This is a genomic window from Flavobacterium glycogeni (assembly GCF_048286775.1).
Taxonomy (GTDB): domain Bacteria; phylum Bacteroidota; class Bacteroidia; order Flavobacteriales; family Flavobacteriaceae; genus Flavobacterium.
In genome coordinates, this window is sequence record NZ_JBLVPV010000025.1 from 27,192 (window position 1) to 52,972 (window position 25,781).

Genomic DNA, 25,781 nt, shown 5'->3' on the forward strand with positions numbered 1-25,781 from the left:
TAAACCAACAGTAATGGAAATCAATTGGATAATAGTTAGCATTGTAGCCATTTGTGTGGTGATTTTGATCGTATTTCTTATTAGAAAAAATCAAAATGAGAAAAAAAATACACCCATTTTTTAAACAATGATTACAAAAAAGCAAACGAAGAAGAGTCAGACTTGAATGACGAAACCTATTAACTTGAAATCTTGTAAAAGCCAGTAGAAATTATTTCGCTTTTCATAAAAGTGAAACCAAAACTACTTTCTTCGGGTATCAATAAGATGTACTATTTTCCATCCCGAAGTTTCGGGAGTATCTTTCTTGAAAAGTGTAAAAGCATTCACCCCTTTATGACTTAATTTACCATTTACATAAAACTCATAAGGCGTCCAAGCGTGCGCCATGCTTCCATCGACTTGAATGGAGTAACTCATAATTTTTTCCTGAAACTTTAATTCGGCAGGAATAGAAGCTATTGATTTAAAAAATACTTGTGGTTTTTCATTGGATAATTTAGTGCCTTTGGCATTCTCAGCAATGGATTGCAAAATCATTGTGTCGTCACAAAGAGTCTGCAATTTCAAAGTATCTTTGGCATGAAAAGCCTCGAAAAAAGTTTCAACCACTTTTTGAATTTCTTGATTTTGAGCCTGAGAATTAGCGGATATAAATAACACAAAAATCAATAAAAATTTCTTCATCTTTTCTTAGTATAATTAATTGGTTCTACAAATAACATTACTGTTACATTTTTGAGTTAAAAATATACATTTTATTACCTTTACAATCTTAAAACAACAAATATGTCTGTCGCAAAAAAAGATTATAAAAGGATTACTACAAAATCACTGATTGAGATGAAAGCCAATGGAGAGAAAATTTCCATGCTTACCGCATACGATTACACCATGGCAAAAATCGTTGATACCGCCGGAATTGATGTCATTTTAGTAGGTGACTCTGCTTCGAATGTAATGGCCGGTCATGAAACGACTTTGCCTATTACATTGGACCAAATGATTTATCATGCGTCATCTGTTGTGAGAGCAATCGAAAGAGCGTTGGTTGTCGTGGATTTACCTTTTGGAAGTTACCAATCAGATCCTAAAGAAGCGTTGCGTTCTGCCATTCGAATCATGAAAGAAAGCGGTGGTCATGCGGTAAAACTGGAAGGCGGTAAAGAAATTAAAGATTCTATCAAGAAAATATTAAACGCAGGAATTCCGGTTATGGGACATTTGGGTTTAACCCCGCAATCTATTTATAAATTTGGAACTTATACGGTTCGCGCCAAAGAAGAAGAAGAAGCGCATAAACTAATAGAAGATGCTAAATTGCTGGAAAGATTGGGTTGTTTCGCATTAGTATTAGAAAAAATTCCTGCTCATTTAGCCGAAAAAGTGGCCCAAAGTATTTCGATTCCAGTAATTGGTATTGGTGCAGGTGGCGGTGTTGACGGACAAGTTTTAGTGATTCACGATATGTTAGGAATGAACAATGAATTTAGCCCTCGTTTCTTGAGAAGATACATGAATTTATACGAAGGAATGACAACTGCCATCGGTCAATATGTTGCCGATGTAAAATCAAGCGATTTCCCTAATTCCAGCGAACAATATTAAGCCCCTAAACCCCAAAGGGGAATTGAAAAATGAAAATAGTTTCGAATAAAAACAACCTTCAAGTTCTTCACGAAGACAATCATCTTATTGTGGTAAACAAGCGTGTAGGCGATATTGTACAAGGCGATAAAACCGGCGATAAACCATTATCTGATGTGGTGAAAGAATACATTAAAGACAAATACAACAAACCCGGAGAAGTTTTTCTGGGTGTGGTACATCGTTTGGACCGCCCTACAACCGGAATAGTCGTTTTTGCCCGAACCAGTAAAGCGTTGACGAGAATGAATGAGTTGTTCAGCAATCGTGAAACTCAAAAAACATATTGGTGTATTGTCAAAAACAAACCTTCGAATCCAACAGATAAATTGGTTCATTTCCTGAAAAGGAACGAAAAAAATAACACTTCAAAAGCGCATTTAAAAGAAGTTCCTGACAGCAAAATAGCCAGTTTAGATTATAAAATAATCAAGGAACTCAACAATTATTTTGCTTTGGAAATTAATCTTCACACGGGAAGACACCATCAAATCAGGGCTCAACTTTCGGCTATTGGTTCACCGATAAAAGGAGATTTAAAATATGGTTTTGACCGTAGCAATCCTGATGGAGGAATCCATTTGCATGCCCGTAAATTAGTTTTCACACATCCAGTTTCCAAAGAAAATATAGAAATCATCGCACCAACACCGGATGATGTGATTTGGAATGTTATTTAACACTAAAAAATAGTATTTTTACTTTTATTCATTCCATAAACCCAACATTAAACATTCACAAAAACCAAAATTTATGAAAAAACAATACCTAATTTTTTGCTTCATTTCTTTTTTGAATATGGCTGCTCAAGACCATTTTTCAGGAATAAACATGTCTAACAGAGTAGGATTACTTAATGCCAGTATCAATCCGGCAGAACTATCCAATTTAAGTTCTAAATATGAAGTAAATCTTTTTTCAACGAGTATAAATGTTGCCAACGATAAAATAGGTTTTAGCGATATCGTTAACGGAGAAAATATCGAGGATTTATTATTTAAAGGAAACGATCCTGTAAACATGCGTGTAGATGCTGAAATTTATGGTCCTGGTTTTGCCATGAGATTGGATAAATGGGCATTTGGCATTACAACAAAAGCAATTGCAAAATTAAATCTTATTGATATAGATCCAAAACTTGCTGATGCGATTAATTCCGATAACATTGTTGGTTCTTCAACGATAAGCAATGATTATAATCAGCGTTTAAACGGAACAAGCTGGGGAGAAGTAGGATTCTCATTAGCAAGAAACCTATTCGAAAATGAAACCCATAAATTCAATGCCGGTGCCACATTAAAATTATTATTCCCAGGTTCTTACACAAATTTAGGGGTAGATAAATTTCAAGGAACCATCAACAATATTGCTGCCGAAGCCTATTTAAATAATACCCAGGCAAATATCAATATTGCTTATTCAGGAAACTTTAAAGATGGTTTTACTGATTTCAGTAATTATTCAGAATCTGTTTTTGGAAAAATAAACGGGGTTGCCGCTGATTTTGGCGTAAATTATCTATGGAAAGACAAAGACAGTTACAAAATAAAAGCAGGTTTAGCAGTCCGAAATATTGGAGGAATGACTTTTGAGGATGAAGCAAATTCATCTACTGATTATGCCTTAAATATACAATCTACACCAGCAAATCCAAATGGTTTGGCTTTAAGCCAATTTCAAGATGCCAAAAATTTACAAGAAGTAGAAACCATTTTACAAAACGATGGCTATTTAACTAAAACGGAATCCAGTAAAAGTTTCAAAGTAAACCTACCTGCTGTTTTCTCTGCTTATGCAGATATAAAAGTAGTTCCTAAATTTTTTGTCGCACTTTATACCCAACAAAAACTAGGAGATGATACTAAAGATAATCAAATAACAACTCAAAATGTAGTTTCTGTTACGCCACGATTTTCATTAAAAAACTTTGAGGTTTATTCTTCATGGGCCAGTAATGAGATTTCAGGTACAACTGGTGGATTAGGATTTAGAGTGTATGGTTTTTATATGGGATCCAGTTCTGTAGTAACCGCTTTAACAAGCGACACAAAACAAGCTGATTTTTATATAGGATACAGACTTGGGTTAAAATAACGGTTCTACAAATTTTAAAATCATCCTATGAAACACAAGAACGACATCAGTTATAGAAAAGAATCCCTTAAAAAATTATTGCACAACATTATAGAAAATGAAGAGGCAATCATTAAGGCTTTGTACGATGATTTTAAAAAACCTGCTTTTGAAGCTGTTTTAACCGAAACCAATTATGTGATTAGTGACTTAAAAGAAACCATAAAAAGAATGGATTCTTGGGCAAAACCAAAGAAAGTTTTCGCTTCTCTTTTGAATTTCCCCTCATCCGATTATATTTATAGTGAACCTTACGGAAATGTATTGATCCTTTCTCCATGGAATTATCCGTTTCAATTGGCCTTATGTCCGCTGGTTGCTGCTGTTGCTGCCGGGAATAAAGTAACCTTAAAACCATCGGAACTTACCCCGAATACTTCGAATATTATTTCCAAAATTATAAGCGAAACTTTTGCGGTAAAAGATGTTGTTGTGGTAACTGGAGATGCAACAATCGCACAGGAATTATTAAACAAACGTTGGGACTATATTTTTTTCACCGGAAGTGTTGCTGTTGGGAAAATAGTGGCGAAAGCAGCTGCCGAAAACCTAACGCCAGTCACACTGGAATTGGGAGGAAAAAGTCCTTGTATTGTTGATGAAACGGCTAATTTAGAATTAAGTGCCCGACGCATTGTGTGGGGAAAAATCATAAACGCCGGACAAACCTGTGTTGCGCCCGATTATATATTGGTACACCATAAAATGAAGGATACTTTCGTGAAATTACTGATTCAAGAAATTGAAAAAGCACTTGGAACAAACCCGGAAGAATCATCTGATTTTGCCAGAATTATCAACCTGAAAAACTGGCAGCGTCAATTAAGTTTATTGGAGAATCAGAAAATCCTTTTTGGAGGACAATCTAACAGAGAGACATTATACCTTGCTCCTACTTTACTTGACGAACCAAATATGGATAGTATAGTGATGAAAGAAGAAATTTTTGGTCCAATATTACCTATACTATCCTATCAATCGAAATCAGATATTGAAAAAATAATTTCGAGCTTCGAAAAACCATTATCCTTGTATTTATTTTCCCAAAACAAATCTTTTATCGATGAAGTTTTGCAAAAATATTCTTTTGGAGGCGGTTGCATTAATGATACGGTAATTCATTTGGCTAACAATCGCCTGCCTTTTGGCGGTGTTGGAAATTCCGGAATGGGAGCGTATCATGGAAAACTAAGTTTTGATATTTTTTCCCATAAAAAAGCTATTGTAAAAAAAGGAACTTGGCTGGATTTACCCATGCGTTATGCGCCTTATAAAGACAAATTAAAAACCATTCAAAAAGTATTAAAATGGTTGTAACCAATGAAAAACCAGTAAGCGCGGGACTTGCAGCGCAGAATTTCATGATCAGTATGGCAGCTATAAATTATGATACGTGTCCAATGGAAGGTTTTGATTCGCTGAGAATTAAAAAAAATATTACATTTACCGGCATCTTCAGAAATAAACATGATTTTAGGATGTGGAATCAGGGAAGAACAAGGCGTATATGGGGAACGATTCAGAGTTCCTTTTGAAGAAGTCTATTTTAAAAAATAAAAAACTAACAAACCAAATAATACCAAAAACCAAATGATTAAAACGACTCAAGACCGAATTGAGGAAATAAAAAAGAATGGTTACGTCTTAGATTTTGGAAATGTTTTCAACCATGCATTCGAAAATTATAAAAAAATTGCACTGTATAGCGGTTTAATATTGTTTGTGGGTATTATTCTGATAAGTATTTTGTTAGCTATAATAGCTCTTTCAATTTTTGATTCCGAAACTGTTTTAGAAAAATTAAAACCTGAAAATTTACAACCCGAAAATTTAAGTTTAAACTCCATGTTAATGTTCTCAGGAGTCTCTATTTTAATAACGTGTTTGCTTAGTCCATTTTCTGCTGGACTAATAAAAATGGCGTATTGTGCCGAAAGAGATGAAGAATTTCATGTGTCAACCATGTTTGAATATTACAAAGCACCTTATTTTAAAGAACTATTTATTGCAATATTATTAATTTCTTTATTGAGTACTGGCGTTCCAGAATTAATTGACTATGCACAAATACCGTTTGTTGGGTTTTTAATTACTATACTCACTACATTTTTTACGTTCCTTACAATTCCACTTATTATTTTTGGAAAGCTCAAAGCTGTTGAAGCTATCCAAGCCAGTATTTTAATAATTTCTAAACAACCGTTGGTTCTATTGGGATTATTTGCTATTGGAATCATAGCCACTTTGGTTGGATTAATTGGATGCTGTATTGGAATCGTTTTTACTATTCCATTTATGTATTCATTATATTATGCTATTTATAGCGAAATAATAGGATTTGATCCTGAAACTGAGATTGAAAACAGAAACTAAAAACATTTTTTATAGCTAAAAACCAAAATTTATTAAAATTTAAATTTAAATAAATTTTGGTTTTTTATTTAAAATAAATCCTTACATTGAAATCCATAAAGATAGAATCCCACAACTAGTCTTTCAAATCTAATCAAAATACTTCTATGGTATTATACTGTAGCCTATTGACTATTTTCAACTCAAAATTTGTTTTATTTTGGGCTTCTAATTTTTTTATAATGAGTAATCCTTTATGGATTATAATTCTTGTTCTATTTATTTTTCTGGCTTATAAAATTTATAAAATAAAAGCTACATTAAAAAGTAAGTTGCTGGAAAATGGCACAGAAACTGCTTCAAAAAACAAAGAATACCAACTCTATCTACTCTTTTTAGGCATCATACTTCCTTCAATAGAAGTCATTTTCGAAATTTTTAAAATTAGACCTGTTAGTCTATTAGTGCCAAATTGTACTATTGGTTTTTCTTTAATTTTATTGTATTTTGTAAGTACCAAGTCGGCTATAGTATTTAGAAATATTAAACAAATTTTCATTGCGCTATTCTTACTCTATTTTTGTTTTATAGCCCGCAATCTAATTTATTCCCCAACTGATTTTATACCCATAACCGCTTTTGTTGTTTCTTTTTTCTTTGCTTATAATGTGTTAAGCCCCATAAAAGTGTATTGGTATTTTGTTGTAGCTGTTTTTATCTTCTTAGGTACATCTTATGTTTTAGAAATAATACCGTTAAAGACAAACATTGCATTATTTATTTATTCCACCATAATTCTGATTATAAATTACATTCACCATATATCATTGTTAAACATTGATGTTGAATCTCGTTTTAATAACCAAATTATTAATAAAGGGAATTCGCTTATTCTGGCAACAAACAGAAAAGGTGAAATTGTTTTTTGCAGCGAAAATGTACAAACTATTTTAGGCTATTCTGTTGAGCAAGTAATGGGATTGGGCTACTGGAAAGTCACGGAAGACCCTGAATTCTATGGTGAAGATTATCATCCAAAGTTTAAGGATGACGAGGTATTCATCCGAAAAGTTAAATGTAGTAATGGAGAATATAAACACATACAATGGAACGATAAAAAATTTTCGGACGATTTAATCATAGGAATTGGACAAGATGTTACCAATGAAATTCTCATTCAGAATCAATATAAAAATTTGATCCAAAATGCTACTGATATTATTTTTGAGGTAGATGATGATGGGAACTTTACATTTGTTAATGATTTCACCATTAAAGCTTTAGGCTATGAAGAAAAAGAAATTCTAACCAGAAACTATTCCGAATTTATACGAACGGACTATATCTATGAAATGATGAGTTTTTATCAAAATTTGGAAGAAAACGAACATGATTTCCCTATAATTGAAATTCCTTTATTAAAAAATGGTGGGGAAATACTATGGATTTCTCAAAAAGTAATTATACGTAGAAATGATTTGGGTAAGGTAATTGGTTACTCCGGTATAGCAAGGGATATAACTACGTTTAAAAATATTGAGGCAGAAAATAAAATACGTCAGGAAAAAGTAGAAGAGTACAACAAAACGATTAAACAATTATCAACTACAAACTTCAATAATTATAAAAATCTGGACTCTGGCATAATGCAAATCATTGAATCAGCTGCAATAGTTTCTAAATGCAATCGGGTAAGTTATTGGAAATATACTGAGGATAAAATTATCTGTGAAAATTTATATGAATTACAAAAACATACTTTTAGCAAAGGATTTATTTTAGAAAAAGAAAAATATCTAGTTTATTTTGAAGCGATTAAAAGTGAAAAAGTTATTAGTGTATTCGATGTTTTCAATAAATGGGAAGCATCTGAATTTACTGAAAATTATTTTTTACAAAATGAAATTAAATCCTTACTTGACATTCCTATATTTATAGATGGTGAATTAATTGGAATAGTATGTTTCGAAACTACATCTCAAAACAAAAATTGGGATAATGAAGATGTCAATTTTGTCCGAACAATATCTGATATTATTTCTTTGGCAATAATCTCACACAGTCGATACGATGCTGAGAAGAAATTAGAGTACAAGAGTGAACTTTTATCAGCAATGGCTCTTTGTACAGAGAAATTTTTGAACAGTAAAGATATAAACGATATTTTCTCGGATGTACTTATAATTATGGGGAAAGCAACTAAATCCCATAGAGCCTATTACTATGAAAATGATGAGAATACAGGATTAATAAGTCAAAAATACAGGTGGATAATCAATAATCTCAAATTAACTGAGAATAATATTAAGCTTCAAAATTTACCGCATGAGTACTTTGAAGAGCTGATAACGCCACTTTTAAACAATAAAATATATAGAGCAGTAATACCAAAAATCGAAAATATTTCATTGAGAAATAAATTAGCCAACGTAGATGCAATCTCATTAATTCTTTTTCCAATTTTTGTGAGAAACAAATTTCATGGCTTTTTAGGATTTGATGATACTCAAAATGAAAGATACTGGTCAGAAGATGAAGTAAATATTTTACAAACATTAGCCAGTAACATCGCCTCTTCGATTGAGCGTATTGCTAACGAGACTGCTATTAATGAAAGTGAAGAAAAGTTCCGATTATTAGCGAATAATATTCCCGGGACGGTTTATTTATCTAAATATGATGAGAATGCTACCAAAATTTATCTTAACGATGAAATAGAAAAACTTACTGGTTATTTGAAATCTGATTTTCTGGAAAACAAATTATCATTTCTTGATTTACTTCATCCAGAAGACAAAAAACAAACTATACGAGAACAATTAGAAGCTATTGAAAAAGGGAGACCATTCCATTCTACTTATAGGATCATTCGAAAAGACAAAAAAATTGTTTGGATTGAAGAGTTTGGCGATACTATTATCAAGGAAGGAAAAATTGCATTTATAGAAGGTATTTTTATCGATATTACAGAGAGAAAACAAACTGAGACCGTAATACAACAAAAGGAATTAGCCGAAGCTGCCAACAAAGCAAAATCTGATTTTCTAGCTAATATGAGCCATGAAATCAGAACGCCTTTGAATGGAATTATTGGTTTTACAGATTTATTAATGAAAACCAACCTTGGAAAAACCCAAGAGAAATATATCACCACAGTAAATCAATCGGCTCATTCTTTATTATATATCATAAATGACATTCTTGATTTCTCAAAAATAGAAGCCGGAAAACTCGATTTATTCATTGAAAAATATGATATTAAGGAACTATTGAATCAAATTATGGATTTAATAGTATATCAATCCAATCAAAAAAAATTAAGTTTAGAACTGAATATAGCACCCGATGTCCCTAAATATTTTTGGACAGACGGTGTTCGTTTAAAACAAATATTAATTAATCTTTTATCTAATGCAGTAAAATTCACAGAAAAAGGCTCTATAAAATTAAATGTTTCCATTATTGAAAAAATAGATGATTCCAGAACCAAATTTCTTTTTACAGTTATTGATACGGGGATTGGAATACAAGAAGAAAACAAAAAGAAAATATTCAATGCTTTTTCTCAAGAAGACAGCTCAACAACAAGAAAATTTGGGGGAACTGGCTTAGGCCTCACCATTTCAAACCAGTTATTAGGCTTAATGAATTCGCATTTGCAATTAGTAAGCACGGTTAATTTTGGCAGCGCCTTTTATTTTTATTTAGATTTAGAAATTAGTAATGAACCATCAGAAGATGTAAAGCAAATTACAATTCCTGTTACTACTAATGAGATTGTAGGCAAACCAAATAAAAGCTCAAAAAAAATAAAAATAATGATTGTTGAGGACAACAAAATCAATATGCTATTGCTTAAAACAATCATTAAAAACTTACCTATAAATTCCGCTATTTTTGAAGTTATAAATGGCAAAGATGCGGTAGAGCAATTTGAAGCGATAAATCCAGATATTATTTTCATGGACATCCAAATGCCAATCATGAATGGATATGAAGCTACCCAATTAATTAGAACTTTAAAATCAGGACAAAAAGTACCCATTATTGCAATAACTGCAGGTACAGAAAAAGAAGAGAAAGAAAAATGTCTTACAGCAGGAATGAATGATTATATCTCAAAACCAATAGTAAAAGGAATCATTGAAGAAATAATTTCTAAATGGACCCGTTAACATCTTCGAAAAAAGAATATTTATCGTTTAAAATTTTATACTTTTATATATATACATTTTTTAATAACAACTAAAAATAACACAATATGAAATGGAGTGGTAGACGTTCAAGTGAAAATTTTGAAGACCGAAGAGGAATGTCCTCAGGAGGAAAAACAATTATAGGAGGTGGAATTATTGGTATTATTATCTTGTTATTGAATCTTTTTGGTGGAGAAAATGCCCAAATGCTAACTCCAATATTAGAACAAATGAACCAAGGACAAAGCACTCCTACTGAACAAAGAGCCTTAACCGCAACAGAAATTGAAGAAGGCAAATTTATAGAAGCCATATTAGTAGATACAGAAGATGTTTGGGGAAAAATTTTCCAGGAAAACAATATGCAATATAAAAGACCAAATTTAATGTTGTTTTCTGATGCAGTAGAAACTGCTTGTGGTAATGCCACATCTGCTTCGGGACCTTTTTATTGTCCTGGTGATCAAAAAGTATATATGGACTTGGCGTTCTTTGAAGAACTGAAAACTAGATTTGGAGCCGAAGGAGGTGATTTTGCTACTGCCTATGTAATTGCGCACGAGATAGGACATCATGTACAAACTTTATTGGGAACATCCGCTAAAATGAGGCAAATGCAAGAAGGAAAAAGTGAAGCCGAAGCCAATAAATTATCTGTAGCTTTAGAATTACAAGCTGATTTTTACGCTGGTGTTTGGACGCATTACAATCAAAAAATGAACAATTTCTTGGAGGAAGGCGATATTGATGAAGCTTTAAGCGCAGCTCATGCTGTGGGTGATGATGCGATTCAATCTAAAATACAAGGTCATATTGTTCCGGAATCCTTTACTCACGGAACTTCAGAACAACGTAAATATTGGTTTATGAAAGGGTATAAAACGGGAGACATTACTCAAGGAAATACCTTTTCGGAGTTGAAATAGATTCAATTTCAATGGCAAAATTCAATGGCAATTTCAATGGCAAAATTCAAAAAGCAGAAAACTTAAATACAGAATGTGGTTGCTTCATTTCAATAATTATTGGACTGTTTTTCTAAAAGTATAAAGGAATAACGATTTTAGCTTCCCCATTGAATTCACCATAATTATTAACGTCTCAGCTATGTTTTGTAAACGGATTAAAACGAAGTACTATGATTTTATTTAAACAAAGTCAAGCAATCAAAAGCACATCGAAAAAATTAGCAGTACCTTTGCGCCCACTTAAAGAAGTAAACTAAATAATTGTGTTTGCTTCATAAACACCATTTATGTCATTTAACTCATTAGGCTTATCTGATGCTTTACTAAAAGCCATCAGCAAAAAAGGATACACAACCCCTTCTCCGATACAACAAAAAGCAATTCCACCCATTTTAGAAGGTAAAGATGTATTAGCATCTGCACAAACAGGAACAGGAAAAACAGCCGGTTTTACGCTACCTATATTACAATTATTATCGCAAGGCCAACATTTAAGACAAAGACCCGTTCGTGCCTTAATATTAACTCCAACACGAGAATTAGCAGCTCAAATATTTGCCAATATAAAAGAATACAGTGAGTTTTTAGATTTACGCAGCACCGTTATTTTTGGGGGCGTAAACCAAAATCCGCAAGTAACTCAATTGCGTCAAGGTGTCGATATTTTAGTTGCAACTCCAGGTCGATTAATCGATTTGCAAAATCAAGGTTTAATATCGCTTGCAAAAGTTGAAATCTTAGTTTTAGATGAGGCTGATCGCATGCTGGACATGGGATTTTTACGAGATATAGAACGAATCTTAAAAGTATTACCTTCAAAAAGGCAAAACTTACTATTTTCGGCAACCTTTTCAAAAGACATCAAGAAATTGGCAATGGGCATTTTGCACAACCCAGTTCATGTCGAAGCTACCCCAGAAAACACAACAGTGGATGCTATTATTCAAAAAGTATATCCTGTTGCCAAAGAGAAAAAAACAGAACTAATAATTAAACTTATTTCTGAAGGAAACTGGAAGCAGATTTTGGTATTTACGCGTACCAAACAAGGTGCCAATAAACTGACTGAAAGCATGATTAGTGCTGGCATTAAAGCAGCTGCCATTCATGGTAATAAAGGTCAAGGCGCACGAACCAAAGCCTTAGCGGGTTTCAAAGACGGAAGCCTGACCGCTTTAGTCGCTACAGATATTGCAGCGCGAGGTTTGGACATCCCGTTATTACCACATGTGATTAATTTTGAATTGCCAAATATTCCTGAAGATTACGTTCACCGCATTGGTAGAACTGGTAGAGCCGGAGCAAGTGGAGAAGCTATTTCGTTATTCAGTCCGGACGAAACTGTCTTTTTACGCGATATAGAAAAATTAGTAGGCTTGAAATTGCCAGTAGAAAATATCAAAGGTTTTGAGCCAGATCCTAACGCTTCAAAAGAACCCATTAAACAAGGGCAAGGAAGGCAACAACGCAATTCGACTCCTAAGAAACCAAAAACTGATACTACAAACCGTAGCAGCAACAATAGTTTTGGTCCAAGACGTCCGAGTCAAAATAATGACCGACGCTCTAATAGATAACAACTAAGAAAATACGTTTTCTTTTTTTTGAAGCAGAACGAGTTCGTTTTTTAAGAACTTATTTCCCGCTATACACTACAATCCTTGTGAGAGCTAAACGCCAGCCCTCACAAGGTTTTTCGTTTCTATCGGGGCTATTAATAACGATTATCTTTCTAAAGACCTTTATTCAAATCTTTGAAAATAAAGTTGCTCTCGTTTGTGGGCACAGTTTGCAAAACTGCGCTATCCAACTCGATATGTTTAGTGCAAATCAGGGTGAATATCTAAATGTTCCTCCTAATAATGTTCAAGCTTAAAAATATACTATTATAAAAACTAAAGCCTCATAATTGAGGCTTTTTTATTTTACTTATATTTGTCTATAAAAGAAATTCAATGGAAATCTTAATAGGCATAGCAGGTTTATTTATAGCGTGGTTAACATATCATAAAACTTTCAATTCTACTCCTAATACTACCGAAGAAAGGAATAATTTATTAGCGGTTTTTATAACTACTCAAAAGCTACATTTAGAAGTGCAATCCATAATTCAAAAGTATATCGATGATAATAATGGAGCAGAACATTTACTATATCCTAATATAACTTTTCAACAATATCTGAATGTTGCTAAAGTAGAATATGAAAAAGGATTATCTGATAAAATTTATCAAGACTTAAAAAATAATAAAGAATATACTAAAAGTAATATTGCCACTTTTCAAAATATGATTGATACGCAACACAATGCTTTATTTCAATTTAAAAATCAATTATTATTTCTAGACAAATAAAACACATAATAACCTAAAAATCAGCGAGATAAATCCTTAACTTAATGACATTGCGCTCGCGCTAGCAATCGCAGTATGTACAATAAACACCACCACTGGCACTCGTTTATCTACGTTATCTAGTGCTCGTTTGCAACGAGTACTTACTTAAATTAAGAAACAAATTATAGCGTTTGCAACGCGGATCTCCCGCTCCGCAAAGTCTTCGACTTTGAGGATGTGTTTTTCAGTCTCCGACTGACCTTAAAATTCAAATATTTGAAAAACAAAATCGGTTAAAAACCGAAAGTCACTTCCTCTGCTCATCTTTATACTGAAAACTGTTGTTTCAAAATACAACAATAATTTAAAGCATTAATTTACAAATTATTATTCTATTCATACTTATTCAAATCTAGATTAAGAATAGTACCTACTCTACTAAACTCTTCATTAATCTTTGCATTCAAGATTAGTTGTTCATTTGTTATTGGATGATTAAAAATTAACTGATGTGCATGAAGCATCATTCCTTTCAGGTCAAAATTCTCCAACCATAATTTATTTTGTTTGTTACAACCATGTGGACGACTTCCTAAAATGGGATGAAAAATATGTTTGAAATGTTTTCGTAATTGATGCATACGTCCAGTTTCAGGAATCGCTTCTACCAAACAATATCGTGACGTTGGTTGATTGTTAAATTCTAACTCAATTTCGGTACTTTGCAATCGATGAAAGTATGTTATTGCATTTTGTATAATGCCATCATCATTGGTTAAATCATAATCAATCGTTAGTTCTTCGGGTGACCAACCACGTAAAATTGCTAAATATTTTTTTTCGACTTCGCGTGTGGCAAAACGATCATTCATAATTTTTAAAACGGCTGCATCCAACGCAAATAACAAGACACCAGATGTTTTGCGATCTAACCGATGAATAGGATAAACATGTCGCCCTCCTATTTGATTTCTCAATTCTTGAATAGCAAAAACTTTTGCATCGCGCGCATAAAATGATTTGTGGACCAACAATCCACTTGGTTTATTAATTGCTATAATATATTCGTCTTGGTAAAGAATTTCTAACATTTGGCAAAAATAAAAGAGATTTCTATCGAAATCTCTTTTTTGACTTATTTATTTCTATACTTTTCTTTTTTCATTTTAGTTCGAAAAACAAAATAGAAGATTACGATTGCTAAAACTGTTATTAAAATTGTATCCAAATGCTCTTTTATACTGTTGATTATATTATCCGTATTCTTGAAATTATAGTTAAATTAATAAAAAAAAGCTACGCAATCTGCTACGCAAAGTCTCCGACTTTGAGTATCTATTTTTCAGTCGCCGACTGACCTTAAAATTCAAACATTTGAAAACCAAAATCGGTTGAAAACCGAAAGTCACTTCCTCAAAGTCGAAGACTTTACGGAGCATTATAAGATGCTTAATCTGTAATCTAATTCAACCCAACCAACCATCACGATCCAAACTTCTATATTGAATAGCTTCAGCAATATGGCTGGAAACAACTATTGGAGCCGCATCAAGATCAGCGATGGTTCTGGCTACTTTCAAGATTCGATCATACGCCCGAGCCGATAAATTCAATCGTTCCATGGCTGTTTTCAATAATTGTTTGGAAACATCATCCAAGGCACAATATTCCCGAATGTGTTTGGTATTCATTTGAGCATTATAATGGATGTTTTCCATTTGCTCAAACCGTTCTGTTTGAATTTCTCGTGCCGCAGTAACTCTTTTTCGAATGTCAACACTGCTTTCTGCTTTTTGATCTTCCGATAATTTTTCGAAAGGAACCGGCGTCACTTCAATATGAATATCAATTCTATCCAATAAAGGCCCTGATATTTTACTCAAATACCGTTGCATTTCATGTGGCGAAGAAGTCTGTGGAGAATCCGGATCGTTGAAGAAACCACTTGGGCTGGGATTCATACTTGCCACCAACATAAACGAGGACGGATAAGTAACCGTGAATTTCGCCCGAGAAATAGTCACTTCTCTATCTTCCAAAGGCTGACGCATCACCTCCAGTACATCACGCTTAAATTCCGGTAATTCATCTAAAAATAATACGCCGTTATGCGCCATAGAAATTTCGCCCGGTTGTGGATAACTTCCTCCTCCGACAAGCGCCACATTTGAAATGGTATGATGCGGACTACGAAAAGGGCGTTGATTCATCAATCCAACTTCTTTTAACTTTCCGGCCACACTGTGAATTTTTGTTGTTTCCAATGCTTCGCGCAACGTCATCGGCGGGAGAATACTGGGTAATCGTTTGGCTAACATCGTTTTTCCCGCACCTGGCGGACCAATCAGGATAATATTATGTCCTCCGGCAGCGGCAATTTCCATGCAACGCTTGATGCTTTCTTGTCCCTTGACATCCGAAAAATCGAATTCAGGAAAATCTAATGTTTTATAAAATTCGGCTCTGGTGTCAATTGTTGTTGGCTCAAGAGTTCCTTTTCCTTCCAGAAAATCAATCACTTCCTGAACATTTTCGACTCCGTACACATCTAAACCAGCCACAATAGCGGCTTCTTTTACATTTTGCTTTGGAAGAAAAAAGCCTTTAAAACCTTCTTCTTTGGCTTTGATTGCAATAGGCAAAGCGCCTCGGATAGGTTGAAGACTGCCATCTAGGGAAAGTTCCCCCATGATGATGTATTTGTCAACTTCATCGGCTTTTATTTGCCCAGAAGCTACAAGAATTCCTATGGTTAAAGTCAAGTCATAGGCAGAACCTTCTTTACGCAAATCAGCTGGAGCCATATTGATGGTTATTTTTTTTCCAGGCATGGCATATCCATTATTTTTGAGTGCAGCCGCAATCCGGTAACTACTTTCTTTGATGGCGTTATCAGGCAAGCCAACTAAATGATACCCAATCCCTTTATCGATATTTACCTCTACGGTAATTGTTGTAGCTTCCACTCCAAAAACAGCGCTTCCAAAAACTTTAACTAGCATGTTTACTTATTTGATTCTAAAATTAGAGAAAACATTTTTAATTACTATAATTAATCCTACAAAATTTAGAAACGATAGAGAATCGTACTGATTTATGTCAAAATAATTAGAATAGTATGATGGAGTAGCTCAATAATATTCAAATTCTGCAAAAAACAACTGTTAAAATCAAAAAAAATAATGCTTAACATTTCCTTTTTTTTACTTTTAGAGAATAATTAGAAACTATACTATGAAAAAAATCTTACTTCTACTCTATTTCAGTGTTTTATTGCCAAAAACCTATGCACAAGAATACTTTCCCAATAATGAAAGTGTTCAAAACAAAAACACCAATTTTACCGCTTTTACCAATGCAAAAATTTATGTTACACCAACACAAATTATTGAAAAGGGTACCTTATTGATTCAAAACGGAAAAGTTATTGGTGCAGGAAATAACATCGCCATTCCTAAAAATTGCATGATAATCAACTTAGAAGGAAAATCAATTTATCCTTCATTTATTGATATGTACACCAGTTTTGGGATTGAAAAACCAAAAGGAATTACCAGTACTGAAAGAAATCCTTTATATGACACTAAAAGATCGGGATATTACTGGAATGAAAGTATTCGTTCAGAAGTAAATGGATATGAAAGCTTTAAATACGACCAAACTAAAGCCGAAGAATTATTAAAAGCAGGATTTGGTATCGTGGGAACTCACGTCCCTGACGGAATTGCTCGCGGGTCAGGAACGCTGATCGCTTTGAATAACTTTGATAAAAGCACCCAATTATTATCTGATAAAGTAACCAATCATTTTGCGTTTACTAAAAGTGCCACAACAAATCAAGCCTATCCAAGCTCATTGATGGGAATGATGGCATTACTTCGTCAAATGTATTTAGATTTAGATTGGTACAAAAAAGGAAATGCCACAACCAAAGATTTATCCTTGGAAGCCTTATCCAATAATGAAAAATTAGTTCAAATATTTGCTTCTGAAGACAAGTTAAACAGTTTGAGAGCAGCCAAAATAGCGAAAGAATTTGGCTTAAATTATGTATTGAAAGGAAACGGAAATGAATTTGAGCGAATTGAAGAAATCAAAAAAACAAATTCGAAATTTATTATCCCAATCAATTTCCCGGAAGCTTATGATGTTTCTGACCCCAACCAAGCCAATCAAATGGAATTGAAAGACTTGCGTTTTTGGAATCAAGCACCAACCAATCTTAAAGTTCTATCAGATAATGGAATTGTTTTCGCTTTGACGACTGATAAGTTAAAGAAGCTGGAAGATTTTAGACCAAATCTATTAAGAGCCATTAAATACGGATTTGATAAAACGAAAGCATTAGAAGCTTTGACAACTATTCCCGCTGCTATTTTAGGAAAAAGCAACGAAATAGGAAGCTTGAAAACAGGAAGTTTAGCCAATTTTGTTATTACATCCGGTGAGATTTTTGAGGAGAAAACAATTCTTTACGAGAACTGGGTTCAGGGTAACAAATTTGTTATAACTGATATAACAATTAAAGACATTCGCGGTGATTACGATTTAAGTGTAGCTAATCAACAATACAAATGGAAAATTAGCGGCGATATTACTGCTCCAAAATCGATAATTACGACAATTGATTCCAAAAAAGTTAGTTCAAAACTTACGGTTTCGAATAATTGGATTTCAACTGTAATGAAATCTATGGATTCAACAAAAACAACTTTCTCCAGGTTAATTGGATATATCGATGACATCCAATTACTTTCAGGAAAAGCAATTTTATTCAATGGAAATGAGGTGAAATGGTCTGCTGTCAGAACGGCTCCTTTTATAAAACCAATTGACTCCTTGAAATTGGAAAAGAACAACATGATTATTCCAACAACATTTCCAAATGTTGCTTATGGTAATTTGAAAAAACCCACTACACAAACACTATTGTTTAAAAATGCCACTGTTTGGACAAACGAAAAAGACGGTATTTTAGTCGAAACTGACGTGTTGGTTAAAAACGGAAAAATTGCATCTATTGGAAAAAACATTTCTGACGCTTCAGCAACAATTGTTGATGCCAAAGGCAAACATTTAACCAGCGGAATTGTTGATGAGCATTCTCACATTGCAATTTCTAATGGTGTAAATGAAGGCGGACACAATTCCAGCGCCGAAGTTACCATTCAGGATGTAGTGAATTCTGAAGACATTAATATATACAGGGACTTAGCCGGTGGAGTTACCACTTCTCAATTACTGCATGGATCTGCAAATCCAATTGGTGGTCGTTCAGCGATTGTAAAATGGAAATGGGGCGCTTCAGCAGATGAAATGCTTTACAAAGACCAACCTGGATTTATCAAATTTGCCTTGGGAGAAAATGTAAAACAAGCAAACTGGGGAATCACTAATCCTACTCGTTTTCCTCAAACCAGAATGGGTGTGGAACAGGTTTTTACGGATTATTTCCAACGTGCTAAAGAATATGATGCCGCTTGGAAAAATTACAACTCAACTGGTAAAAAAGGAAAAGGGAAAGCACCAAGAGTGGATTTAGAACTACAAACATTAGCTGAAATATTAAATAAAGAACGTTTCATTTCTTGTCATTCTTATGTGCAATCTGAAATTTTGATGTTGATGAATGTAGCCGAAAAATTTGATTTTAGAGTCAATACGTTTACCCATATTCTTGAAGGATACAAAGTTGCCGATAAAATGAAAGAACACGGTGTTGGAGCCTCAACTTTCTCAGATTGGTGGGCTTATAAATTTGAAGTAAATGATGCCATTCCTTTCAATGGTCCAATAATGCATAATGCCGGAGTTGTAGTAGCCTATAATTCTGATGATGCTGAAATGTCAAGAAGATTGAATCAAGAGGCCGCAAAAGCAGTTAAATATGGTAATGTTTCCGAAGAAGAAGCCTGGAAATTTGTTACTTTAAACCCTGCTAAACTATTACGTATCGATGACAAAGTAGGAAGTATAAAAGTGGGTAAAGATGCCGATATTGTATTGTGGAACGCCAATCCGTTGTCTATTTATGCAAAAGCTGAAAAAACGTTAATCGAAGGTGTAGTTTATTATGATCTTCAAAAAGATGAAGAACAAAGAATAGCTATTGCTAAAGAACGAAATGAGTTGATTGGTCAATTATTACAAGAAAAGAATAAAGGAATGATTACTCAAGAGCCTAAAAAAGCGGAGAAAAAAGAATACCACTGTGATACTTTAGAACAATAAAAATAAAATCTAAGATTCACTGCGAGCGCTTTTGCAAAAAGGCAAAGCAATTCCAAATAAAAAAATATAAATATGATGAGTAAAAAAACATATCTATTGCTATTGGTATTTAGTTTATCAATACTTACAAAAGCACAACAAACACCCGCTCCTAAGCAATCAAAATCGGTTCTAATTCTTAATGCTACGGCACATTTAGGAAATGGTGAAATAATCGAGAACAGTGCTATAGGATTCGTTGACGGGAAAATTAATTTGGTAGCAGATGCCAGAGTGATTCGACTTGCAGAAGGCGCGTATGACATTACTATTGACGCCGCAGGAAAACATGTTTATCCGGGATTTATTGCTCCTAATTCAACACTGGGTTTAGTTGAAATTGATGCCGTTAAATCTTCTGATGATGAGGATGAAATTGGAAACATGAATCCACATGTAAGAAGTATTATCGCATACACTGCTGATTCAAAAGTAATAGAAACAGTAAGACCTAACGGGATTTTAATGGCTCAAATCACACCGCGTGGTGGAAGAATTTCAGGAACTTCCTCAATTGTTCAGTTAGATGCCTGGAACTGGAAAGATGCACTTATAAAAGAAAATGATGGAATTCATTTAGACTTCCCTTCTAGTTTTAGAAGAAGCGGTTCTTGGTTTGAACCAGGAAGCATTGAAGCCAATAAGGATTATGCAAAACAAGTTTTAGAATTATCTTCTTTTTTATTCAATGCCAAAGCGTATTTAGGGGATAGTTCAAAAGAGAGAAATTTGACTTTGGAATCTACAAAAGGATTATTAGATGGAAATCAAACCTTATTTATTCATGCCAATGAAGAAAAACAAATTATCGACGCAGTACAATTTGCAAAAGAAAATGGGGTTAAAAAAATGGTGATTGTTGGTGGATACGAAGCATATAAAACTGCTGAATTATTACAAAAAAATAATGTTGGCGTATTGCTTAGACGCGTTCATGATATGCCAGAAAATGACGATCATGATATTGATTTACCTTACAAATCAGCCAAATTATTAACGGACAAAGGTGTTCTGGTAGGTTTAGAAAATAGCGGCGCACATGAAAGAATGAATACCCGAAATTTACCGTTTTTAGCAGGAACATGTGCTGCTTATGGACTGGATAAAGAACAAGCATTACAACTAATCACATCAAATACTGCTAAAATATTAGGAATTGACGCTCAATGTGGTACCTTAGAGCAAGGAAAAGATGCTACATTATTCATTTCTGAAGGCGATGCTTTGGATATGAGAACAAACAAGTTGACCAATGCTTTTATTCAAGGCAGGATGATTAGTCTGGATACCCATCAAACCAAGCTGAACGACAGATATAAAACAAAATACAATCAAAAATAAATTAGTATAATGGGACTATTTAACGCCATCTTAGGCAATGCATCTGAAGTTAACATTGAAAATGTTTCAAAAGAATTTGAACCAATCTTAATAGATGGAGAAATAATTGAAAAAGCGTATAAACTTATTCGGGATATGTTTATTTTCACCAATAAAAGGCTGATTTTAGTCGAAAAACAATTGGTTGGGACTAAAGTTGATTATATGTCAATCCCCTACTCCAGCATCAAAAAATTCTCTAAAGAAAGTGCCGGAATATTAGACATGGATGCTGAATTAAAAATTTGGTTAAATAACGATAATACACCCATTGTCAAACAATTTGGTAAAGGAGGTAACAATATCAATGAAATCTATAAAATTTTAAGCCAACATCTTTTAAAATAAAGACATTATTTATTTACTTTAAAATAATTGCACCAATTGAATTAATTTCAGTTGGTGCATTTTTTTTTAAACGATATTCAACTTTTACCATTAAGATATAGACCTATTAATTCTTAGAATAATTGCCCTATAATCTCCTAAAATGACAATTTCTCTTAACCTTAGTTTAACAAATTACAAATTTCAACTTTAAATTATAACATACCCATAAAAAAATAGGGGTCATTTTACAAAAATGATAAAAATAAAACATTAAACCGTTTTTTCAAAGGGGCTTATTAATGATTTTTATATTTTTATCGAAATTTAAAACTACAAAACAATGCGAAAAATTATTTTAAGTGTGCTATTAATCACGATTTTGGTATTAACCCTTTTTTCAAATTATTTCATAATTGACAGCCCTGCTCCAACAGAAGCCGTGAAATTTGATACCGGCGATACCGCTTGGATGATTGTTGCAACTGCACTTGTATTAATAATGACTCCTGGACTAGGTTTTTTCTACGGGGGAATGGTAGGAAAGAAGAATGTTATCAGTACTATGCTTCAAAGTTTTATGGCCATGATAATTGTTACCGTTTTATGGGTAGTTATCGCCTTTGGTTTATCATTTGGCCCTTCAATAGGAGGAATAATTGGTAATCCGTTACCTAATTTATTTTTTCAAGGTGTTGGTACCAATACCGCTTGGAGTCTTGCTCCAACAATCCCTTTTATGTTATTTGCTTTATTTCAAGCAAAATTTGCAATCATTACACCTGCCTTAATAACTGGAGCTTTTGCAGAAAGAATTCGTTTCTGGGCTTACCTGTTATTTATGGTATTATTCATATTACTTGTATATACACCGTTAGCACACATGACTTGGCATCCAGATGGTATTTTCTTTAAAATGGGAGTATTGGATTTCGCCGGAGGAACGGTAGTTCACATGAGCGCGGGATGGGCTGCATTAGCTGGAGCCATTTTCTTAGGAAAAAGAAAAATACAAAAAGTTAATCCTGCCCGTATTACTTACGTACTGTTAGGCACTGGTTTATTATGGTTTGGATGGTTTGGTTTCAATGCAGGTTCAGCATTAGGATCTAATGGTTTAGCTGTACAAGCATTAGGTACAACAACTGTAGCTGCTGCTGCTGCTGGAATGGCTTGGGTATTTCTTGATAAAATTCTTGGACACAAACTTTCTGCTATGGGAGCTTGTATAGGTGCTGTTGTAGGTTTAGTAGCGATTACTCCAGCTGCAGGTTTTGTAACTATTCCTCATGCCATGTTCATCGGTATATTTGCCAGTATTGTTAGTAATCTAGTGGTTAGTAAATTTCCTAAAGGTAAAATTGATGATGCTTTAGATGTGTTTGCCTGTCACGGTGTTGGTGGTATGGTTGGTATGCTATTAACTGGTGTTTTTGCTTCTAAAACTGTTAACTCAGTAGTAGGAGATAATCAAGGACTTATATTTGGTGATGCTACATTATTTTTAAACCAATTAACCGCTTTAGTAATCGTTTCAGCATTTGCATTTTTAGCATCTTATTTCCTTTTCTTTATTGTAAACAAAATAACTCCACTAAGAGTAAGTGAAGAAAAAGAAGAATTAGGTTTAGATATTTCTCAACACGGTGAGTTTTTATAGATCGATTTTTATGAAATAAATCAAAAAAACACTCTGAGATCAAATTTCAGAGTGTTTTTTTTTACAGTCAATTGGGCAAATTACAATCCTTTAGAATGTTACCCTGAGAAAGTTAAACGTTAAATCCGGATGAGCCAAAACTGAAAAAATAAAAAGTCATCCCGATTTTATAATCGGGATGACTTTATTAAACCATCTTTACAAAAACAGTTTTATTTTTTTACCAGTCTGACCGTTTTTTGTTTCACACCCTGATTGATAATCGCAATATATGTACCTGATGGAAGCTCTTCACCAAACTTGATTTCTTGGCTATCACCATTCTCAATATGTTTGACCATTCTGCCTAATATATCATATACAATCACTTCCGTTTTTTCATTAGTACCACCTTTTATGTCAATAATGAAATATTGGGTAGATGGGTTTGGATATGCCGTTATAGTGAATGGTACAATTTCTGGGGTTTTCTCGACAATTACCACTTTTGCAGTTGCATTTTTCTTCACCTCATGTATTACTATAGAACCACCACCAAGCGCTGTTGACGCTTCGGCATTATCAGGGGATAATTTTTGGTTATCATATACAACACCTGATCCATTCCAAATTTTTATTCTAAATTTATCTGTAACACCGGTTGATTTCTTATCACCATCTATTGCAGATACCATAAAACTGTAGCCAGGTATTCCGTTTATAGTTCCTTTGCCTTTGTATGTAGCTTGTGCTCCGGCAATCACCAATGACATAGCTTCATGCGAACTACTTTTGAAATTAAGATTTCCGGTCTGAAATTGAAACTCCGTATTTCCATCCACCTCATTATTTCCTTTTTTGTACTTGGCTACAAATCCAAAGTTTGCTTTTCCTGATAAAGTTTTAGTGTAATCATTAAGAACATAGGCACCAGCCGGAGACATAATCCAGCCACCACCAGTTACAAATCCACCATTAGGATCATATACAGGTAAGTATGCTACTGATGAAGCACACCCAGTGCCGGCTGTAGCAGTTATCAAGTATACCTCTACAGGTAGTGTAGCTTGAGCTGTAGCTAAACCACTTCCATTAGTTATTGCTGTATACGTAGCTAATACACCATTACCATTATCAACTGTAAATACTACAGTAATGTCAGGAGCTACAGGAGAAACGGCGGCACTCAATATGGCGAGAGATCCTACCGGTACAGGTTTACTGCTGGTGCTTGCGTCAATAGTCACACAATTAATCGTTAGATTTGATGGAACATAAGTTAATTCATAATTTGTACCCAAACTTACTGTGCCTTGATTGATTTGATAGATTCCACTACTTTCTCCGGCAATTCTTGAAAGATTTCCTATAAATGGATAACTTGAAACACTTGCCGTTAATGTGCTTGCAAGTACATCACTTATCTGGTAAGTCAAAGGAGGATCAACCTGTCCGCTAAACTTATGTTTAGGATCGGCTGTTACCGTAATCGGTCTTGCGGTGATGGAAAAGTCTTTCGGCACGAACGTAATAGCGTAGTTGCTGTTGGCCAGTGTACCTTGTCCGATTGCCCAATTCCCTACGTTTTCTCCTGCAGCACGGTCAAGTGCTCCGGTGAACGATACTGTTGCGCCATTGGAAAGTAAACCTGTCGGCAATGAAGCATAAGTGTATGAAGCCGGATCTGCTGCGCCATAAACCTTAGTCTGTCCTGCATCGGCCGTTACCGTAATCGGCATTGCGGTGATGGAAAAGTCTTTCGGCACGAACGTAATAGCGTAGTTGCTGTTGGCTAATGTACCTTGTCCGATCGCCCAATTCCCTACGTTTTCTCCTGCAGCACGGTCAAGTGCTCCGGTGAACGATACTGTTGCGCCATTGGAAAGTAAACCTGTCGGCAATGAAGCATAAGTGTATGAAGCCGGATCTACTGCGCCGTAAACCTTAGTCTGTCCTGCATCGGCCGTTACCGTAATCGGCATTGCGGTGATGGAAAAGTCTTTCGGCACGAACGTAATAGCGTAGTTGCTGTTGGCCAGTGTACCTTGTCCGATCGCCCAATCCCCTACGTTTTCTCCTGCAGCACGGTCAAGTGCTCCGGTGAACGATACTGTTGCGCCATTGGAAAGTAAACCTGTCGGCAATGAAGCATAAGTGTATGAAGCCGGATCTGCTGCGCCATAAACCTTAGTCTGTCCTGCATCGGCCGTTACCGTAATCGGCATTGCGGTGATGGAAAAGTCTTTCGGCACGAACGTAATAGCGTAGTTGCTGTTGGCCAGTGTACCTTGTCCGATCGCCCAATCCCCTACGTTTTCTCCTGCAGCACGGTCAAGTGCTCCGGTGAACGATACTGTTGCGCCATTGGAAAGTAAACCTGTCGGCAATGAAGCATAAGTGTATGAAGCCGGATCTACTGCGCCGTAAACCTTAGTCTGTCCTGCATCGGCCGTTACCGTAATCGGCATTGCGGTGATGGAAAAGTCTTTCGGCACGAACGTAATAGCGTAGTTGCTGTTGGCCAGTGTACCTT

17 protein-coding genes and 1 pseudogene are annotated in these 25,781 nt (G+C 34.4%); 14 read left to right on the forward strand and 4 right to left on the reverse strand.

Annotated elements, in window-relative coordinates:
- Positions 1-243 precede the first annotated feature (243 nt).
- A complete protein-coding gene (locus ACNQGX_RS15665; protein ID WP_417977802.1) occupies positions 244-687 on the reverse strand; it encodes a Cif family virulence factor in 444 nt (147 codons plus the stop codon).
- Between the two features lie 102 nt (positions 688-789).
- Here ACNQGX_RS15665 and panB point away from each other — a divergent pair, with 102 nt between their 5' ends.
- The 10 genes and pseudogenes from panB (at position 790) to ACNQGX_RS15715 (ending at position 13,650) form a co-directional block, all read left to right on the forward strand.
- Entirely contained in the window at positions 790-1,608 is an 819-nt protein-coding gene (gene panB / locus ACNQGX_RS15670; protein WP_113634592.1) for a 3-methyl-2-oxobutanoate hydroxymethyltransferase, read from the forward strand.
- A gap of 29 nt (positions 1,609-1,637) precedes the next feature.
- Entirely contained in the window at positions 1,638-2,327 is a 690-nt protein-coding gene (locus ACNQGX_RS15675) for an RluA family pseudouridine synthase (protein WP_417977804.1), read from the forward strand.
- A gap of 73 nt (positions 2,328-2,400) precedes the next feature.
- Positions 2,401-3,741 (forward strand): hypothetical protein, encoded by a 1,341-nt coding sequence (locus tag ACNQGX_RS15680; RefSeq protein ID WP_417977806.1) that lies wholly within the window; start codon positions 2,401-2,403, stop codon positions 3,739-3,741.
- 27 nt (positions 3,742-3,768) lie between these two features.
- Entirely contained in the window at positions 3,769-5,097 is a 1,329-nt protein-coding gene (locus tag ACNQGX_RS15685; protein WP_417977808.1) for an aldehyde dehydrogenase, read from the forward strand.
- 17 nt (positions 5,098-5,114) lie between these two features.
- A pseudogene (locus ACNQGX_RS15690) lies at positions 5,115-5,337 on the forward strand (nitroreductase family protein); the annotation flags it as partial.
- Between the two features lie 33 nt (positions 5,338-5,370).
- A complete protein-coding gene (locus ACNQGX_RS15695) occupies positions 5,371-6,153 on the forward strand; it encodes a DUF2189 domain-containing protein (RefSeq protein WP_417977810.1) in 783 nt (260 codons plus the stop codon).
- Positions 6,154-6,374: 221 nt separating this feature from the next.
- On the forward strand, positions 6,375-10,307 hold the full coding sequence (locus ACNQGX_RS15700) for a PAS domain S-box protein (RefSeq protein ID WP_417977811.1): 3,933 nt from the start codon (positions 6,375-6,377) through the stop codon (positions 10,305-10,307).
- An 86-nt stretch (positions 10,308-10,393) separates the two neighbouring features.
- Positions 10,394-11,254 (forward strand): KPN_02809 family neutral zinc metallopeptidase, encoded by an 861-nt coding sequence (ypfJ, locus tag ACNQGX_RS15705; RefSeq protein ID WP_417977813.1) that lies wholly within the window; start codon positions 10,394-10,396, stop codon positions 11,252-11,254.
- A 329-nt stretch (positions 11,255-11,583) separates the two neighbouring features.
- Entirely contained in the window at positions 11,584-12,873 is a 1,290-nt protein-coding gene (locus tag ACNQGX_RS15710) for a DEAD/DEAH box helicase (RefSeq protein WP_417977815.1), read from the forward strand.
- Positions 12,874-13,251: 378 nt separating this feature from the next.
- Positions 13,252-13,650: a hypothetical protein gene (locus ACNQGX_RS15715; protein WP_132071530.1), complete on the forward strand. Its 399-nt coding sequence runs from the start codon at positions 13,252-13,254 to the stop codon at positions 13,648-13,650.
- Between the two features lie 374 nt (positions 13,651-14,024).
- Here ACNQGX_RS15715 and ACNQGX_RS15720 read toward each other — a convergent pair whose 3' ends face one another.
- Together ACNQGX_RS15720 and ACNQGX_RS15725 are read right to left on the reverse strand one after the other, a co-directional pair.
- Positions 14,025-14,723, reverse strand: a complete 699-nt coding sequence (locus ACNQGX_RS15720; RefSeq protein WP_417977817.1) for a pseudouridine synthase — start codon at positions 14,721-14,723, stop codon at positions 14,025-14,027.
- Positions 14,724-15,098: 375 nt separating this feature from the next.
- A complete protein-coding gene (locus ACNQGX_RS15725; protein ID WP_417977819.1) occupies positions 15,099-16,634 on the reverse strand; it encodes a YifB family Mg chelatase-like AAA ATPase in 1,536 nt (511 codons plus the stop codon).
- 232 nt (positions 16,635-16,866) lie between these two features.
- Here ACNQGX_RS15725 and ACNQGX_RS15730 point away from each other — a divergent pair, with 232 nt between their 5' ends.
- The 4 genes from ACNQGX_RS15730 (at position 16,867) to ACNQGX_RS15745 (ending at position 23,269) form a co-directional block, all read left to right on the forward strand.
- A complete protein-coding gene (locus ACNQGX_RS15730; RefSeq protein WP_417977820.1) occupies positions 16,867-19,863 on the forward strand; it encodes an amidohydrolase family protein in 2,997 nt (998 codons plus the stop codon).
- A gap of 75 nt (positions 19,864-19,938) precedes the next feature.
- Entirely contained in the window at positions 19,939-21,243 is a 1,305-nt protein-coding gene (locus ACNQGX_RS15735; RefSeq protein WP_417977828.1) for an amidohydrolase family protein, read from the forward strand.
- A 9-nt stretch (positions 21,244-21,252) separates the two neighbouring features.
- Positions 21,253-21,630, forward strand: coding sequence for a PH domain-containing protein (locus tag ACNQGX_RS15740; RefSeq protein ID WP_417977822.1), 378 nt, complete (start codon positions 21,253-21,255; stop codon positions 21,628-21,630).
- A 322-nt stretch (positions 21,631-21,952) separates the two neighbouring features.
- A complete protein-coding gene (locus ACNQGX_RS15745; protein WP_417977824.1) occupies positions 21,953-23,269 on the forward strand; it encodes an ammonium transporter in 1,317 nt (438 codons plus the stop codon).
- A 212-nt stretch (positions 23,270-23,481) separates the two neighbouring features.
- Here the strand turns inward: ACNQGX_RS15745 and ACNQGX_RS15750 are convergent.
- Positions 23,482-25,781, reverse strand: a 2,300-nt coding sequence (locus ACNQGX_RS15750; protein WP_417977826.1) for an MBG domain-containing protein, incomplete at its 5' end; no start/stop codon positions are given.

What these genes read in the sequence shown, in the direction of transcription:
- ACNQGX_RS15745 (WP_417977824.1), top strand. Translation starts at nt 21,953, where the DNA reads ATGCGAAAAATTATTTTAAGTGTGCTATTAATCACGATTTTGGTATTA.
- ACNQGX_RS15740 (WP_417977822.1), top strand. Translation starts at nt 21,253, where the DNA reads ATGGGACTATTTAACGCCATCTTAGGCAATGCATCTGAAGTTAACATT.
- ACNQGX_RS15700 (WP_417977811.1), top strand. Translation starts at nt 6,375, where the DNA reads ATGAGTAATCCTTTATGGATTATAATTCTTGTTCTATTTATTTTTCTG.
- ACNQGX_RS15710 (WP_417977815.1), top strand. Translation starts at nt 11,584, where the DNA reads ATGTCATTTAACTCATTAGGCTTATCTGATGCTTTACTAAAAGCCATC.
- ACNQGX_RS15665 (WP_417977802.1), bottom strand. Translation starts at nt 687, where the DNA reads ATGAAGAAATTTTTATTGATTTTTGTGTTATTTATATCCGCTAATTCT.
- ACNQGX_RS15695 (WP_417977810.1), top strand. Translation starts at nt 5,371, where the DNA reads ATGATTAAAACGACTCAAGACCGAATTGAGGAAATAAAAAAGAATGGT.
- ACNQGX_RS15730 (WP_417977820.1), top strand. Translation starts at nt 16,867, where the DNA reads ATGAAAAAAATCTTACTTCTACTCTATTTCAGTGTTTTATTGCCAAAA.
- ACNQGX_RS15675 (WP_417977804.1), top strand. Translation starts at nt 1,638, where the DNA reads ATGAAAATAGTTTCGAATAAAAACAACCTTCAAGTTCTTCACGAAGAC.
- ACNQGX_RS15685 (WP_417977808.1), top strand. Translation starts at nt 3,769, where the DNA reads ATGAAACACAAGAACGACATCAGTTATAGAAAAGAATCCCTTAAAAAA.
- ypfJ (WP_417977813.1), top strand. Translation starts at nt 10,394, where the DNA reads ATGAAATGGAGTGGTAGACGTTCAAGTGAAAATTTTGAAGACCGAAGA.
- ACNQGX_RS15720 (WP_417977817.1), bottom strand. Translation starts at nt 14,723, where the DNA reads ATGTTAGAAATTCTTTACCAAGACGAATATATTATAGCAATTAATAAA.
- ACNQGX_RS15680 (WP_417977806.1), top strand. Translation starts at nt 2,401, where the DNA reads ATGAAAAAACAATACCTAATTTTTTGCTTCATTTCTTTTTTGAATATG.
- ACNQGX_RS15725 (WP_417977819.1), bottom strand. Translation starts at nt 16,634, where the DNA reads ATGCTAGTTAAAGTTTTTGGAAGCGCTGTTTTTGGAGTGGAAGCTACA.
- ACNQGX_RS15715 (WP_132071530.1), top strand. Translation starts at nt 13,252, where the DNA reads ATGGAAATCTTAATAGGCATAGCAGGTTTATTTATAGCGTGGTTAACA.
- panB (WP_113634592.1), top strand. Translation starts at nt 790, where the DNA reads ATGTCTGTCGCAAAAAAAGATTATAAAAGGATTACTACAAAATCACTG.
- ACNQGX_RS15735 (WP_417977828.1), top strand. Translation starts at nt 19,939, where the DNA reads ATGAGTAAAAAAACATATCTATTGCTATTGGTATTTAGTTTATCAATA.